Genomic DNA, 14,889 nt, shown 5'->3' with positions numbered 1-14,889 from the left:
AAGACGCTCTCGCCCACGCCGGCCCGGGGGCGGCGTGGGCGAGAGCGGCGGGTCAGGCGCTCCGGTCCGGGGGCCGCTGTGCGCTCCTGCGGTCCACGACCGCCGGCAGTTTGCCGCTCGTCGGTGTGCGGAACAGCGCGGCTCCGTCGACCGTCTCGATGGTGAAGTCGAGCAGCTTCTCCGCGACCGCCGAGCGCACCTCCGGGTAGGCGGCGAGGAAGGCGTCGCGCGCCGTGTCCGGGTCGGGGGCGTGGGACCGTTCCATCCGGAGGGTGAGGCCCTCGCGGACGGGCCCGCTGGTCAGGACGGCCTGCATCTCGCCGCTGTAGCGCAGGTGCTCCTGCGCGATGGCGGCGAAGCGGCGGTAGTTCAGGAAGTACGTCGCCACGCGCATCACCTCGCCGAGCCGGCCGAGCAGTTCGAAGCGCGGGGCGTGGCTGCCGCAGGGGCAGCGTCCGGGCAGGGCCCGTCCGAGGTCGCCGATGACATACCGGTCGAGGTGTTGGCCGCGGCGGGCACGGGTGGTGAAGACGAGCCGGCCGGTCTCACCCGGTGCCACCGGGCGATCCGCGTCGACGTCGACGATCTCCAGGGTGTGGAGGTCTGCGTGGAGGTGGTGGACGCCGCCGGTGCTGCGCGTGCACTGGTAGCCGAGGGGTCCGAGGTCGGTGCTGCCGTAGGTGATGGAGTGGACGACCTCGATGCCGAACGTCTCGATGAGGATGCGGCGTTGTTCGTCGGTGAAGTGCTCGCCGCCGTAGTAGATCTTGCGGATGCCGCCGTAGGAGCGCAGGAGGTCGGCTTCCTCGTGCAGGAGCTGCCAGAGGTAGGAGGGCATCCCGAAGAGCGTGTCCACCTCGTACGCGACGATCATCTCCGCGGTGGCCCGGTGGTCGGGGCCCGCTGCCATCGGCATCTGGACGCCGCCCAGGCGCTCCAGGATGGAGAAGAAGCTGATGAACCCGCCGTACATGCCGCCGCAGTAGAAGAGGTTGGCGGTGCGGTCACGCGCCGGGTCGTAGCCGGCGGCGAGCAGGCCGCGGGCGGCGGCCCGCATCTGCGTGTCGTAGTCCTCGTACGTGAAGAGCGACAGGGCGGGCGCGCCGGTGCTGCCTCCGCTGCGGAAGTACAGCTCGGCGTCGCCCCGCTCGACGCCGCGGTTGAGGCCCTGGACGGCGGCCTTGTCCAGCAGTGGCCCGGCGGGGCGGGGGAAGGCGACCGGGCGGGCGAGGTCGTCGAGGCAGGCGGTGGTGGCGAAGCGTTCGTCGGCCTGGACGGCGACGCGGCGGCTGTAGCGCTGGAGCGCGTAGACGCCGTCGTGCGGTTCCCCGGAGTAGCCGGCGGTCATGGCGCCGACGGGCGTGACCCGGGTGGCTCCGGCGGCCAGGACCAGGGTGGAGAGTTCGGCGATGTCGGTGCGGCTGCCCGCGAGGCCCGCCGTCTGGAGGTAGCGGCGCATGGGGCGCAGCGTCGCCATGAGGTGTTTGCGCGGCAGCGGCTTGACCCAGACGGTGCGGTGCAGCGGGGAGGCGGTGAGGGCCGGGCGGATGTCGGCCATGACGCGCCATGTGCCGTCGGGGGCGGCGAGGACACGGGTGAAGCCGAGGTGTTCCTCCAGGCGGGCGAGGTGCTCGGTCGTGGTCAGTTCCGCGTACTCGGCCGGGTCGAGCTCTTGCGCGGCGGGCGCCGGCCGGGCGGCGAGAGCCGCGGCGAGCCGGTCGCAGAACGCGTGGAGTTCGCCGGTGTCCTCGGTGTCGAGGTAGACGACCTGGGGGCTGGAGCAGGCCTGCTGCTCGAAGAGGCAGACGTCCTCGGCCAGGGCGTTCAGGGTCGCCTCGTCGGACCAGGCGTCCTGTGTGAGGTAGGCGAAGGAGATCTTGTGTCCCCACTCCACGAGGCGGCAGCCGGCCGGGACATGGGTGGCGACGCCCGCCACGGCGGACTCGCCGCCCCAGACCGCGACGGCGTCGGCGGGGGCGCACATCAGGCGCAGCCAGTCCTGGCGGGAGGAGGGGAAGCGCAGCACGATGACGCGCTCGGCGAGGGCACCGGTCGGGTCCTGCGCGGCGAGTTCGGCGAGGAGGTGTGCGGCGAGGAGGGTGTCGGCGCTGCTGGTCTTGAGGACGTTCACGTTGCCGGCGAGGAGTCCCTCGATCAGGCTGAGCGGGGCAACGGTGGCGGCATTGCCGGGGGCTATGTGGGCGACCAGGCCGACGGGCGCCCAGGCCTCGTAGACCGTTTCCTTGGCGTCGGGGCGGTTCAGCCGCTGCGGGGCGGTGCCGCCCAGTTCGCGGCGGAGTTTGCGGGTGAGGGCGCCTCGGTCGAGGAAGGCGGCGAGTTCGGCGTACAGCTCCTCGGCGCCGTCCGCGGGCAGGTGGGGGGCGAGCCGGTCCCGGACGGGGTGGCCCGGGTCGCGCAGGGCTTGCGCGAGGGCGTCGCAGGCCGCAAGGACGGTCTCGGTGTCGAGGGGCTCGGCGAGCGCGGCCTCGACGGCGGCGGGCAGTGCGGCCAGCCGGTCGGCGGCCTCGGCGTCGCCGATGAAGGTGCCCTGCCAGTAGTGGTGGTTGATGGTGTCGGTCATGACATTCCCTTCATCAGTTCGGCGGCGGCCACGGCACAGCTGCGGTTGCGGCTGACTCCGGCGCGACCGTGGATGGTGAACCACGGGGTGGTCAGCTCGCAGTCGCACTCCTCGCCCGGGTGGAGCGAGGCGAGGTCGCCCATGACGACGCTCTGCGCCGGTACGGAGGTGATGTACGGGGACACCAGGTGGAGGTAGCCGCGTTCGCCGTACGGGAGGGGTTCGAGGGTGCGGGTGGAACGGATGAAGACGCGGGACCAGACGGGTGCGTGGAGGTTGTGGTGCGTGCACTCGATGTAGGGGACGCAGTGCTCGACGGAGCCGAAGGTGTCGCGTATCCGCTCGGACGGCACCCCCAGTTGCTCGGTGACGCGGGCGTACAACTCGTGCTTGCCGATGCGGCGGTCGGCGTGGCCCTTCCAGCCGCCGCCGAGGATGATCAGGGAGCCCTCGGGCAGGCACAGTGGCGGCAGGCCCATGGCGCGCATCCGCTCCAGGGTGAACCAGAGGAACGCGGGGAAGCCGAGGATACGGACCGGGACGTCGTCCTCGGCGAAGCGGCGCAGCGCGGCCACGCAGCCGAAGGGGTCGAATTCGTGCCCGTTGCCGGTGTCGCGCAGGGCGTACTCGACCTGCCGGGCCGGGGCGAAGTCGCACAGGTAGTTGTCGGTGAACGAGGTGCCCAGGTTGAGGTCGCGGGCGGGCTCGTAGCTGTAGAGCAGGTAGTTGACCGGCTGGTCGGGGGTGATCCAGCCGTTGTGGTCGAAGATGCGGGCGACCATGCGCTGGGCGGAGCGGATCGTCCACTCGTCGAAGAACATCTGCGACTTCTGTCCGGTGGTGCCGGAGGAGGTCAGGTGCAGATGGACGTCGTCCCGGGGGATGGAGAGGACCTCGTGGCGCTTGAAGAAGTTCGCGTGCACCAGGGGCGCTTCGTACGGCAGGTCGGGGAGGCCGGCTTCCCGGAGGTCGGTGTCCTGGAGGTCGCGGAAGAACGGGGACCGGTCCCGGTGCCAGGCGTTGATCTCCGCCATGGCCCCGGTGAACAGTTCCTCCTCCGCGGGGCCGCAGGTGTAGGGATCGCTGAGGTCGCAGAGCTGTTGCAGTCGGGCGAGGGCGGCGGCGTCGGGGACGTCGACGGGGGCGAGATGGGGGTTCGAGGGAGTCATGGAGCGACCTCACGTGAGGGCAGATGCGCCGACGCCCAGGCCGACACATAGGAATCGAGGAAGGGTTGCAGCGGCGGTTCGACGACCACGCCGCGGAAGTCGATGTGCTCGGTGGTGCGGGACATCACCACGTAGTCGTGGAAGCCGTCCCCGTCCCGGCGCATGGCCGGGTACACGGCCCCGGCGATGAAGCCCTGGGCGGCGAAGGCGGACAGCGCGGCGTGGTGTTCGAGGGGGACGAGCGCCTCGACGTAGCCGGCGCCCGCGCGGGTGAGGGTACGGGTGACCGGCTCCAGCCACCCCGCGGCGGCCGCGGGGTCGGGGTGGGCGGCGACCAGGGCGCAGTAGCCCCCGGTGCGGTTGAGGTAGGCGTACACCTCGAAGCCGCCTCCGTCGGCGGGGGTCAGGAGGATGTTCGGGGTGTGCAGCGGGTAGAACCAGCGGCCGCCGTCGGGGAAGTGCGCGTGAAAGCGGCGGCGCACGAAGGCCGGCGCCTCGATCACTTCCAGTGGCGCGGCCCCGGGCCCGGCGGGCAGCGGCAGCGGAGCCGCGGGCCGGGCGTCCGCGTAGCTGATGCCGAGGCTCGCCCCGGCGGTGCGCAGGAGCGGCGCCAGGAGGGCGGGCACGTCGGCGACGGGCACCCGGCGGTCCAACACCCCGGGCGAGTGGCGCGCGTAGAGCGCGAGGCTTTCCCGACTGCCGAGGTCGACCGCGTTGGGCAGGATGCCCAACGGGCGGAAGCCGTGGCGGGCCACGACCCGCTGGGGTCCGGCGCTGACCGTCCGGACGGTGGCGTACACCGAGTCGAGGGTCCCGGCGTCGAGGGTGGCGGAGCACAGCGCCTCGGTCAGCCGCCCGGCGAGCCCCGATCCGCGCTGGTCCGGGTGGACGGCGAGTCCTTCGAGGCGGCCTATGCGGGTGCCGGCCTCGCCGTGGATCGCGGCCGAACCGGCGAGGGCGCCGGTACGGGGGCAGCGGGCGACGAGCCAGAGGGTGTGCGGGTCGCGGATGAGCCGGGACATCTCGGCGGGGTCGGTGCCCAGCGCCGTGGGGTAGTGGGGTCCGTAGACGGCGTAGTACAGCTGGCGGAGGTCGGCGATGTCCGCCGGCGCGGCCTGCTCGATCACTGCGGTCATCGGGTGCCTCCGGCAGCGGGCGCGGGCGGGACGGAAGCCGGCGCCGGGTGCGCGGCGGTTTCGTCGTCGGGCCCGGCGGCGGGCCCGTCCGCCGTTCGGGAATGCCCGGGGAGCAGGAGCAGGGCGAGGGCGGCAGGCACCAGGCCGGCCGCCTGGATCAGGCACAGCGTCCGGGCGGAGAGGTGGTCGCCCAGCAGGCCGAACAGCAGCGAGGCGACCGGGAAGGTCGCTCCGAGTACGGCCTGCATGACGGCGAAGAAGGCGGGCTTGTCGGAGGCCGGGACCAGGCGCTGGAACAGGGCCACGAAGCGGACGCCGATCACTCCGACGCACCAGCCGGTCACCAGGAGGGCGCCGGCGATGACGGGCCGGGCGGCGATCAGACCGGGGACGGCGAGGGCGACGGCCATCGCGCCCAGGCAGGCGGAGCCGACCACCGAGGGACGGCCGGGCACCCGGGCGCCGGTGAAGGAGCCGATGAGCGTGCCCAGGCCGAGGGACGCCTCCAGGAGGGACACGGTGCCGCCCTCGCCGTGCAGGACCGTGGCAGTGTACAGCGGCATGACGACGAAGACGGCGGTGGTGAAGAGGTTGGCCGCGGTGAAGCAGAGCAGGATGGCGCGGACGTACGGCAGCGCGCCCAGGATCTGACGCAGCGTCCGCCGCGGGGCGGGCTCGGCCGGGGCGGCGGAGGGCGCGGTGTCGTCGGGCGGGGTGCGGAAGCGGACGGTCGTGATGAGCACCGCGGCCGTGCCGTAGGCGACGGCGCAGCCCGCCGCGAGGCCGGCCACGCCGGCCATGTCCACGACGAGGGCGCCGAGCAGGGCTCCGCCCAGGCTCGCGAGCGACTGGGTGGACAGTTCGAAGCCGGTGGCCGCCTCGATGTCCTCGTCGTCCACGAGTTCGGGCACGGAGGTGGTCAGGCACGGGTCGAAGAAGGCCTGACAGGTCGCCAGGGCCAGGGCCGCCGCGTAGACCGCGACGACCGGCAGGTCGCTCGCCGCGGCCCAGAGCGCGAGTGCCGCGGAGGCCGTTCCCGCGCCGGCGGCCGCGGCGCGCAGCAGCGAGCGGCGGGAGCGGCGGGCGATGGCGCGGGCGACGAGCGGGGCCAGGGCCACGGCGGGCAGGGTGCTGACGGCCATGAGCAACCCGGCCGCGAGGCCACCGTCGCCGGAGGCCGCGTAGCCGATGAGCCACCAGGAGGTGCCCACCTGGAACATGCGCGTCCCGGCCTGGGTGAGCACCTGGCCCAGCCATACCGTCCCGAAGGCGCGGTTGCGCAGGACGAGCGGGAGCCGGCGGCCGGGGGCCGCGTTCGGGGTACTCATGCGGTCGGCCTCTCGTCGAGGACGCGGACGAGTTTGCCGGAGCGGGAGTTGACGACGAGGTCGCGGTGACGGGTCCACTCGACTGCGAGGGGGTGGACGAATCCCGTGGCGACGCTGTCGGGGTAGAGCGGCCGAGCGGTGTTCAGCCCGGTGACGACCGCCTTGGCCAGGACGTCCAACGTGCCCGGGTCGTGCCCGGGGGCGGTGGCCAGGCGCAGGATCAGGCCGTCGCGACCCGCCCAGCGGCGTACGACGAGTTGGGTGCCCGTGACGAGGCCGTCGGCGTCGGCTTCGGCGACAGCGCTCGTGGCATCGTCCCAGTACAGCGAGACGGGCCCGACGCGTACGCCTTCCTCGGCGCGGCCCAGGATGCGGAACGCCCCGCCTTCGGTGTCGGTCCACTCGGCGCGGTCGCCGGCGGGGTAGCGGATGACGGGCATGAGGCTGCGGAAGAGCTGCGTGACGACGACCCGCCCGGGACGGCCGGCCTCGCGGATCGGTTCGCCGGTCGTCTCGTCGAGGATCTCCACGACGGTGTGCGGGGTGAACGGCCGGTGCGTGCGCGTGTCCGGGCCGGCGACGGGCCTGCCGAGCAGGCCGCCGTCCACGCTGGCGTAGCCGAGCGAACGGGGTACGGCGTTGGGGAAGGCGCCCGCGAGGAGGCGACGCTGGTCGGAGAAGAGCGCCTCGCCACCGAAGAACAGGAGTTCGACCTGCGGGAGTTGGCGGCCCGCCGACGTCAGGTGCTCGGCGAGCCGGCACAGGGTGGTCGGCGTACCGGCGACGACGTGGGCGCCGAAGTCCTGGAGGGCCGAGATCGTCGACTCCAGGGGGGCTCCGCCGCCGATGGGCAGGCGTACGTTGGCCACGGGAGCGTGTGCGAGCGAGTCCAGGACGAACAGGAAGCTCGCGTAGAGCTCACCGGCGTAGAACAGGTCGGCCACCCGATGGCCGGGCCGCAGACCCGCGTCGACGAGGCCGGCGCCGAACGCCGTGACGAACTCGCGCCACTCCTCCCGGGTGTAGCAGGAGAAGCGCGGCGTACCGGTGGTGCCGCCCGTCTTGAACACGACGGCTTCGCCCAGGGGGGCGGTCAGGACGCGGTTGTCGTGCAGGGTATTGGCGGCCCAGAACGCGTTCTGATCCACCACGGGCAGATCGGTGAGGCTGTTCACCTCGGGCGGCAGGTCTGCGTAGAGGTCGGCGTAGAAAGGGGAGCAGTCTCGGGCGAAACGCACGAGGTCTGAAAACCGCTGGACGGGCATGCTGCCTTTACCTGGAGATGAAAGTTGAAGGGAAAGGAAACAGGTGGCATCCACGGCGTGACGGTCCCCCGACCTCATCTGTTGACTGGTCAACAATGCACGTGTGCCCTGCAGTTCGCAGGTGTGAGCCATGCCTGATCCCCACTCACATCATGGAACACGCGGAACGCACCACCAAATCGATGGCAAGTGCAGTCGGGCCGCAGAGCGCACTTCCGGCCCGCGTGGCCGGAAGCAGGGCACCGGGGAGATGACGTCGAGGCTGCTCGGAGAGCCGTTCCAGCGACTTTGGAACACGTAAATGAAGGGCCGCGGCCATGGGGCAACTCACGGCGACGTTCTTACGGGAGGAGAACGGCGCCGGGCGTGAATGAGGCCGATATCAACGCACCGCGACACTTCCCCACATCCGCGCCGCCATGGCGTGAACCAGCCTCCAACGTCCCCCGGACGCCGGCCCCTTCCAGCCGCGGGCCACCAAGCCGGCCGACGCCCTGGGCGAGGCCGCGCCGCGTCACCCAGGAGGAGCAGGCCGCATGGGCGACCACCAGCCCGTGGGGCGCCCACCCGGTGCCCGGTCGCGTCGAGACCGTGGGCGAACTGGCGCAGGACTTCGCGGCGTTCGGTGACATTCACCCTGCCCAGCGCGCAGTCGACGGGATCGGGCGGTGCCCACCGGCGAGACCGTCCTCTGGCTCACCGAGGGCCAGGTGCGGGCACCGGGGCTGCCGGAGGCGGAGGGTGCGTACCCTATCGAGGGCTTGGTCTACGTCCCGGACGACAAGCTGGTGACTGCCGACCACTCTCGCCTGCACCGGGCTGCCGGTCCGCTGGCTGGATCCGATCCCCTGGGGGGACCGGCGTGCTCAGCGACCTCGCGGATGACAACACCGGCCGTCAGTTGGAGCTCGACGTCCACGAGGCCGGGGAGCCGCTGGAGAAATGGCGCGGGGTGGTTGCCCGAGCACTGGACGATGCGACGCATCGGATGCGACGGCCGCGTCGACGACTGAAGCTGGATTCCCGGTGGAACGAACGTGGGTCTCAGCGCGGGCGGTAGATCGGACATCGTCCCGAACTCCAGGATGTGTTCCGGGTCCATGCGTCGTTCTCCAGTGTCGCGATGATCCCCGCCGACTACAGGATCTTGATCAGTGCAGTCTGCATGGGGAGACCGACTGTCCCGGGATACCGGACAACCGGCGCGTCAGGTTGCCGGAGGCGAGGCTGTTGACAGCGGCTTGGAGGATGCCAGGATCACATCGCCGTCCCAGGGGCCACGGACCACGGACCACCGACACGGAGGCCGAAGCCGTTACGGCATCGGGCTCAACACAGACCACCGCGCCGGATGAGTCCTCGGTGCCAGTATCTCCGTCGCGGCAGGCGGGAAGGCCGGCACGCTGCAGACTTGCTCAGTAGTCTCATCCTTCATGGGACTGGACATCACTGTGACGATCGTTGACTGGTCGTGGCTGGGGGAGGTGCCGGAGCGGGAGCGTCTGGCACGGTTGAGGGATGCCTGGTACTCCGACGAAACGGGGCTGTGGGACTACGACAGACCAGGGGTCAGAGGCGACTGGGAGTGGCCGCAAGGGCCCGACGGCGACCACTTCGCCGTCTACGAGTTCCTGCACACTCTCGGCTCGTTCAAGGCGCACTTCTGGGCCGGACACCGATGGGAGTGCGTCCGTGACCACGCCGACCCGTTGGTGCGGGCCGGGTTGGACACCGTGTTGCTCGGGCTGGTCTGGCAGGGACTGGACGGTGAGGCGGAGCACACGGATCCGGGCTTCTTCTGCGATGACCCCGAAGTCTTCTACGGCGTGCTTGTGGCGAGGTCGCCGGACAGTGTTCGGGAACTGTCCGCGACCTGGGAGGGGGTACGGTCCCGGCTGGGCGGGTTGCGTGGGGCCTTCGATGAGCATGCCGCCGTTGACGACGGCTGGGTCGGCCAATTCGACGATTTCGTCGGCCTGTTGGAGGAGTGGGGCAGGGTCCTGGCCGAAGCCGCGCGACGGGGGTGGGGCGTCGTGGGACTGAGCGAATAGCAGGGTGTCAGCGTCGGTATCGCCAGTGCTGGCGCACTTTCAAGACCTCGTGCAGGTTGGGGGCGTGGGCCGACCTGCGGGGTGAGAGTTGCTAGTTGGTGCAGGCGATCGTAGTGCCGAAGCTCACTTCCGCTAAGGGTGGAGGACGCGGTACGGAAACGGCGCCGGTTTGCCGTCAACCAGCGGAAGCCCCCCGACTCCGCAAGGCCGACCGGTCGCCGCAGCCGGCATCGCGTGCACGGAGGTCGTCATGGGGGCGCGGTCCAGGACCTCGGCGACAACCACGGCACGGGACAGGATGCCCCGCTCGTGCCCTCCGAGGACCTCCGTCAGCACTGTCTCCACGTCGGTAGCCGGCTCGTTCACAGGGCACGCTCCACCGCAGCGCCGAGCAGTCGGGTGACGACCGGCCCGGCCGCGCGCATCGCCGGGCCGACATGGGGGAACCGGGGCTGCGCGTACCGGCGGCCGAGGCTGTCCGTACCGGCGAACCCGTACTTGAGGGGGCGGGCCTGCGGGCCGTTCGAGCCGGTCTCCGCAACGAACACCGGGCCCGCCGGGGACGGGCAGGCACTGGTGTAGGCGCGAGCCGACTGTCAGTGACCCGGGGCCGGGCCCTGGTTGAGGGTGTCGAGGAACGCGGTGAGCTCGGCGGTTTCGGGGGCGCTCAACGCGCCGTGGATCGCGAGTGCCTGCTCGGCGTGGTCGCGGGCGGCGTCGGGGTCGTCCGGGACCAGGGCGTAGGCGATGCCCTGGTGGGCGCGGGCGATCTGCGGGCTGCTGTCGATGGCGCGGGCGATCTCCAGCGCCAGCCGGTGTCGACGGCGGGCGGCGTCGCGTCGGCCGGCCGCGTGATAGGTGGCACCGAGGTCGTTGAGGACCTCGCTCTCGGCGCGCCGGTCGCCCATCCGTCGGCTGAGGGAGAGCGCCTGTGCGTGGTGACCGACGGCCTCACCGAACTGTCCCAGCTGCCGGTAACCGGTGCCCATGTTCGTGAGGGTGAGGGCCTCGCCCCACGGGTCGCCGATTCCCTGGTAGCGGTCAAGCGCCCGCCGGTGGTGGTCGAGGGCCTCCGCGGCCCGCCCGAGCCGGGCGTAGACCGCGCCCAGGCTGGTCAGGCTCAGGGCCTCGCCCCAGGGGGCGTCGATGCCGGCGTAGAGGGCCAGGGCCTGCTGGTGAAGGTCGATGGCCTCCTCGCTCTGCCCCAACTGCCCTTGGGCAATACCGAAGTTGGTGAGGATGACGGCCTCGCCCCACGCGTCGCCAATCTCCCGGCACAGAGCCAGCGCCTCCAGCCCCCGGTTGAATGCGTCCTCGTAGCGCCCGGCGTGCCAGCAGGCGACGGCGAGGCTGGTCAGGATCTCGGCGTGGGCCAGGCGGTTGTCGAGGTCCCTTGTGGTGGCCAGGGCGAGTTCATGGGTGTTGACCCAGTCCAGGGTGCGCCCCCGGATGTCGAAGAAGTGCTGGAGGACATGGGTGTACTGCCAGACGTGCTCGTTCCTGCCCCGCGCGGCGGCGTGCGTGATCACCGCGACGAGGTTGGCGTGCTCGGCCTCGTACCAGGCCAGGGCCGAGGCCCGGTCGCTCACGTCCGGGGTGTCGGCGGGCGGGCAGGCGACCTCGAAGGGGAGCAGCCGCTGTCCCGGCGCCACCAGGGGGCGGGCGTGCAGCGCCGTGTGCAGATAGTGGTCGAAGAGCCGGAGCTCCGCCTCTTCCCGCTGTGCGGGGGGCTCGGTCTCGTGCAGGACCTCCTGGGTGTGTCGGCGGAGCAGATCGTGCAGTTGATAGCGGTGGGGTTCGTACTGCTCCAGCAGGTGTACGTCGACGAGTTCCTCCAGCCACTGCCGTGCCGTTGCCACGTCCGTGCCCGCCAGGGCCGCGGCCGCGTACGCGTCGAGATCGGCGCCGGGGTGCAGGCCGAGCAGCCGGAACAGCCGCTGATGGCCGGGGCTCAGGCGTGCATAGGAGAGGGCGAAGGCCGCGCTGACCGCCTGCTCGTTGCCGACGGGGCCGGACCGGCGGCGGCCCGCGCGGAGCTCGGCGGTGAGGTCTTCCGCTGTCCACGCGGGCCGGTGGGCGAGCCGGGCCGCCGCCATCCGGATGGCCAGCGGCAGGTAGCCGCACAGCTCGGCGATCTCGGCGATGGCCTCGGGCGCGTCGGCGACCCGGTCGCGTCCCGCGATCCGGGCCACCAGCGCGCACGCCTCCGCCTCGGGCAGCACATCGAGCGAGAGCGGAACGGCACCCTCCAGCGCCAGGAGCCGCCGCCGAGAGGTCACCAGCACCGCGCACGCGGCGGAGCCGGGCAGCAGCGGACGTACCTGCGCCGCGTCGGCGGCGTTGTCCAGTACCACCAGCGCCCGCCAGGCCGACAGCGTGGTACGCCACAGGGCCGACCGCTCCTCCAAGGTGTGCGGGATACGTGCGCCGTCGACACCGGCCATGCGCAACAGCGCCTCCAGCGCCGACGCAGGGCCCACCGGGTCGTACCCCGGGGTGAAGCCGTGGAGGTCGCAGTAGAACTGGCCGTCCGGGAACCTTCCGGCCATGAGATGGGCGGTGTGCACCGCCAGCGTGGTCTTGCCGACGCCCGCCATGCCGTCGATCGCCGAGACCACCACCGCGCTCGCGGCGCCGCCGCTGACCAACTCCGCAAGCCGGGCCACCTCGGCTGTGCGGCCGGTGAAGTCCGGTATGTCATAAGGCAGATACCGTCGGCGGCCAAGGGCCCCGGGCTCCGCCGCCCCCTCCGGCTCGTCCGCCGCGGCCGTGGCGAGCAGGCGCCGCTGGTCGTCCGCCCCCAGCCCGAGCGCCTTTGCGACCTCCCGCACCGAGGCCGTGCGGGGCACCCGTCCCTGCCCGGACTCCAGCGCGCGGATGGTCCGGGCCGACAGCCCCGCCCGCTCCGCCAGCTCCTCCTGGGTCAGTCCGGCCCGCCGCCTGTAGGCGCGCAGCACTGTGTCGAACCGTTCCGGCATGTCCTCTCCTCGCCCCGCGGCTCGGACCGCGCGGCCCCGGGCCACACGGCTTCACTTCCGGTGCGACATCGTGGCCAACCCCGGAGAACGTCCGCTAAACGTCCGCTGGACGTCCTGTCGGCGGCGCGGGACGGACGGCAGGATCATGCGTGCCCCGCATTCCAGGGGGCGGGCGGAGTGCCGCACTGAGGTCAACCCGCCACGGGGGAAGGTCTGTTGAAGCGCCGCGAGGTCGCCACGCGGCCGATGTGTCTTCCTCACATTCCGATCCGCCGTCGGAGGGGACGCCGCCGACGGCCCGTATCTGAAGGAGCACGGTGAACACACCGCGAAGAATCGTCGCCACCGCATCCGTCCTCGCCGCGAGCCTCGGCTTCCTGGGGATGACGTCCACCTCGGCCTCTGCTGACGACGGGGTCCGTGTCACCAAGACGGCCGCAGCCGCGTCGAACTGCGCCTTTGCCGTCATCACCCCCGACATCAGGTACTGCTACAACGACGCAGGCAGCTACGCCATCGGCCCCATCACAGGAGTCAGCAAGGTCTGCGTCTACTCCGGCTGGGCGGTCTACGCCTGGGCGCCCAACCCCGGAGAGCCGCACCGCTCCAAGCTCCAGCGCCAGGCCGACCCGTGCGACGACTACACCCAGGTACCGGGCAACACGGTCGTCGACTGGGTCGAGCTGCACCCCTAGCCAATAAGTGAGGACCGGGGAGGGCCCCGCCGCTCCGGCACGGTGAGCGGCGGGGCTCCTTCGCGTCAGGACTGGTCACCGGCACCTGGCTCGGTCCCCATGAAGCGTCGGCTCTTGTGAGCTGTACACCGATCTCTCGGCGGCCTGGGCGGGGAACTGGTCGGCGGCGAATTTGAGGTCCGCCTCGACCGGATGGCCACCGTCTGCTGTCCGACCGGCGGGCAGGTCACCGCGGCGTTCTCGATGGTCGCGAAGCGCTACGGGGCCGGGGTGGACATCTGCCCGCCGCGCCGCGGCAACCACAAGGGCGTGGTGGAGAAGGCCAACCACTCGACCGCGCAACACTGGTGGCGCACCGTCCCCGACGCGGCTGAGCGTGATCCAGGCCCAGTCCGGCATCGACAAGCTGTCCGTCCGGATGGACGAGCGGCGTCGGGTCCTGGACGGGATCAAAGGCACGGTCGGTGAACTCACCGACAGCGAACCGCTGTTGGAGATCCCCCCAACCGTCCGTTCCCCGCCGAGCTGGCGGTGGAGGGGACCGTGAGCCCGCAGTGTCTGGTGTCCTTCAAGGGGAATCTGAACTCGGTGCCGCCGGGCCTGACCGGCGCCCAGGTGCGGGCCCTGCACCGGCTCGGTGAGGACCATCACCATCGCCACCGTCGGCCGGGCGGTGATCGCCCACCGTCGTCGGGCGTCTCGCGGAGCCGGTCAGACGGTCAGACGGTCCGCGAGGCCGGGCATGTGATCGCGCTGGAGCGCGAGGTGCTGGCCGCCTTCTCCGACCGGGCCCGGTGCAGGAACAAGGTCCGTCGCCCGCCCTCGGAGGCCGCCTTGGCGGAGGCCAAGTGCCCGCGCGGACAGCAGCAGGCCGCCGGTGATCCGGCCGAACGGGTCGTGATCGACCTGTCCCACTATGCCGCCGTGGCCGACCTGCTGCGGAGTGTTCCCTCACCGAGGGAGAAGAGCAAGGAGTGAGTACATCGCCGATGCAGATGAGCGAAGCACGCCGCTTCCAGCAGCTGCGGGGCCATCTGTCCTACCTCAACTCAACGATCCCGCCGAGGTGTTGAGCCGGGTATGTGATCAGACCCGCGCCGAGCGGATGTCGCTGACCGCCGCATTGGAGAGGCTGCTGGAGATCGGGGCCGACGCCACCCAGGCCCGGCGGCCCGGCTGCGGTTCGCCTGCCTGCACGAGGACGGGGCCTCGGCCCAGTTCCGGGTGATCAACCAGAGGTATCCGGAGTCGAGCACGATTCTGACGACCGATGTCGGTCGGGATGACTGGGCCAAGGCCGTTCGGGGACGCCACCGTCGCGGCCGCGGTGCCCGACGGCCTGCACCGGGCGGCGGCATCGACGGCCCCGTCCCATCGCTTGCGCCACCACCAGACCACAGCCGACGCCTTGGGGGCGGGAGCGAAGGCACGTGTCTCCTGAACCCACCACCACCCTCAACTCGCCCTGCCCGCAAGCCTGGCGTGGCTCTGCCCGGTCTGCCAGACCGGGTTCGCCGTCGCCAACCGCAGGAGCGCCAGGTCTACCGTTCTCCGACCTGCCGGGCCGCGGCCGCCCGCGGGTACTACCTGGTGCAGGCGGCCTGACCCATCAGCTCCGGATCAGGTGAACATCTCCGCAGCTACGCGGCGGTCGTTCTCGGCCGGTGAGGTGGTTCAGCTGCGTTT

The 14,889-nt window shown here is 71.7% G+C and carries 11 protein-coding genes; 4 read left to right on the top strand and 7 right to left on the bottom strand.

What is annotated here, in order from left to right:
• Positions 1-52: 52 nt before the first annotated feature.
• The 5 genes from ACIQ8J_RS18570 to ACIQ8J_RS18550 are packed head-to-tail and all read right to left on the bottom strand — an operon-like array spanning position 53 to position 7,479.
• Positions 53-2,581 carry an aldehyde dehydrogenase family protein gene (locus tag ACIQ8J_RS18570; protein WP_403273255.1) on the bottom strand — a complete coding sequence of 843 codons (2,529 nt, stop codon included), beginning with the start codon at positions 2,579-2,581 and terminating at the stop codon, positions 53-55.
• Positions 2,578-3,750, bottom strand: coding sequence for an acyl-protein synthase (locus tag ACIQ8J_RS18565; protein ID WP_403273256.1), 1,173 nt, complete (start codon positions 3,748-3,750; stop codon positions 2,578-2,580). Before ACIQ8J_RS18565 ends, ACIQ8J_RS18570 begins: the two co-directional genes overlap by 4 nt.
• Positions 3,747-4,886 (bottom strand): GNAT family N-acetyltransferase, encoded by a 1,140-nt coding sequence (locus tag ACIQ8J_RS18560; protein WP_403273257.1) that lies wholly within the window; start codon positions 4,884-4,886, stop codon positions 3,747-3,749. The genes ACIQ8J_RS18565 and ACIQ8J_RS18560 overlap by 4 nt, the downstream gene beginning before the upstream one ends.
• Complete coding sequence (locus ACIQ8J_RS18555; RefSeq protein WP_403273259.1) at positions 4,883-6,214, bottom strand: MFS transporter; 1,332 nt, start codon at positions 6,212-6,214, stop codon at positions 4,883-4,885. The genes ACIQ8J_RS18560 and ACIQ8J_RS18555 overlap by 4 nt, the downstream gene beginning before the upstream one ends.
• Entirely contained in the window at positions 6,211-7,479 is a 1,269-nt protein-coding gene (locus tag ACIQ8J_RS18550; protein ID WP_403273260.1) for a phenylacetate--CoA ligase family protein, read from the bottom strand. The genes ACIQ8J_RS18555 and ACIQ8J_RS18550 overlap by 4 nt, the downstream gene beginning before the upstream one ends.
• A gap of 1,433 nt (positions 7,480-8,912) precedes the next feature.
• Here ACIQ8J_RS18550 and ACIQ8J_RS18545 point away from each other — a divergent pair.
• A complete protein-coding gene (locus tag ACIQ8J_RS18545) occupies positions 8,913-9,530 on the top strand; it encodes a hypothetical protein (protein ID WP_403273262.1) in 618 nt (205 codons plus the stop codon).
• A gap of 362 nt (positions 9,531-9,892) precedes the next feature.
• Here ACIQ8J_RS18545 and ACIQ8J_RS18540 read toward each other — a convergent pair whose 3' ends face one another.
• Positions 9,893-10,078: a hypothetical protein gene (locus ACIQ8J_RS18540; protein WP_403273263.1), complete on the bottom strand. Its 186-nt coding sequence runs from the start codon at positions 10,076-10,078 to the stop codon at positions 9,893-9,895.
• A 48-nt stretch (positions 10,079-10,126) separates the two neighbouring features.
• A complete protein-coding gene (locus tag ACIQ8J_RS18535) occupies positions 10,127-12,508 on the bottom strand; it encodes an ATP-binding protein (protein ID WP_403273264.1) in 2,382 nt (793 codons plus the stop codon).
• A gap of 317 nt (positions 12,509-12,825) precedes the next feature.
• Here ACIQ8J_RS18535 and ACIQ8J_RS18530 point away from each other — a divergent pair, with 317 nt between their 5' ends.
• The 3 genes from ACIQ8J_RS18530 to ACIQ8J_RS18520 all read left to right on the top strand — a co-directional run bounded on the left by ACIQ8J_RS18530 (position 12,826) and on the right by ACIQ8J_RS18520 (position 14,181).
• Complete coding sequence (locus ACIQ8J_RS18530; protein ID WP_403273266.1) at positions 12,826-13,203, top strand: hypothetical protein; 378 nt, start codon at positions 12,826-12,828, stop codon at positions 13,201-13,203.
• A 376-nt stretch (positions 13,204-13,579) separates the two neighbouring features.
• Positions 13,580-13,750, top strand: a complete 171-nt coding sequence (locus ACIQ8J_RS18525; protein WP_403273267.1) for a hypothetical protein — start codon at positions 13,580-13,582, stop codon at positions 13,748-13,750.
• A complete protein-coding gene (locus ACIQ8J_RS18520) occupies positions 13,747-14,181 on the top strand; it encodes a hypothetical protein (RefSeq protein ID WP_403273268.1) in 435 nt (144 codons plus the stop codon). Before ACIQ8J_RS18525 ends, ACIQ8J_RS18520 begins: the two co-directional genes overlap by 4 nt.
• The last annotated feature ends 708 nt before the right edge of the window (positions 14,182-14,889 follow it).

Source organism: Streptomyces sp. NPDC094147 (assembly GCF_044764265.1).
GTDB lineage: Bacteria > Actinomycetota > Actinomycetes > Streptomycetales > Streptomycetaceae > Streptomyces.
This window is presented reverse-complemented; position numbering and strand designations above follow the sequence as displayed.

Coding starts and splice junctions, on each gene's coding strand:
- ACIQ8J_RS18570 (WP_403273255.1), bottom strand. CDS start 2,581: ATGACCGACACCATCAACCACCACTACTGGCAGGGCACCTTCATCGGC.
- ACIQ8J_RS18565 (WP_403273256.1), bottom strand. CDS start 3,750: ATGACTCCCTCGAACCCCCATCTCGCCCCCGTCGACGTCCCCGACGCC.
- ACIQ8J_RS18560 (WP_403273257.1), bottom strand. CDS start 4,886: ATGACCGCAGTGATCGAGCAGGCCGCGCCGGCGGACATCGCCGACCTC.
- ACIQ8J_RS18555 (WP_403273259.1), bottom strand. CDS start 6,214: ATGAGTACCCCGAACGCGGCCCCCGGCCGCCGGCTCCCGCTCGTCCTG.
- ACIQ8J_RS18550 (WP_403273260.1), bottom strand. CDS start 7,479: ATGCCCGTCCAGCGGTTTTCAGACCTCGTGCGTTTCGCCCGAGACTGC.
- ACIQ8J_RS18545 (WP_403273262.1), top strand. CDS start 8,913: ATGGGACTGGACATCACTGTGACGATCGTTGACTGGTCGTGGCTGGGG.
- ACIQ8J_RS18535 (WP_403273264.1), bottom strand. CDS start 12,508: ATGCCGGAACGGTTCGACACAGTGCTGCGCGCCTACAGGCGGCGGGCC.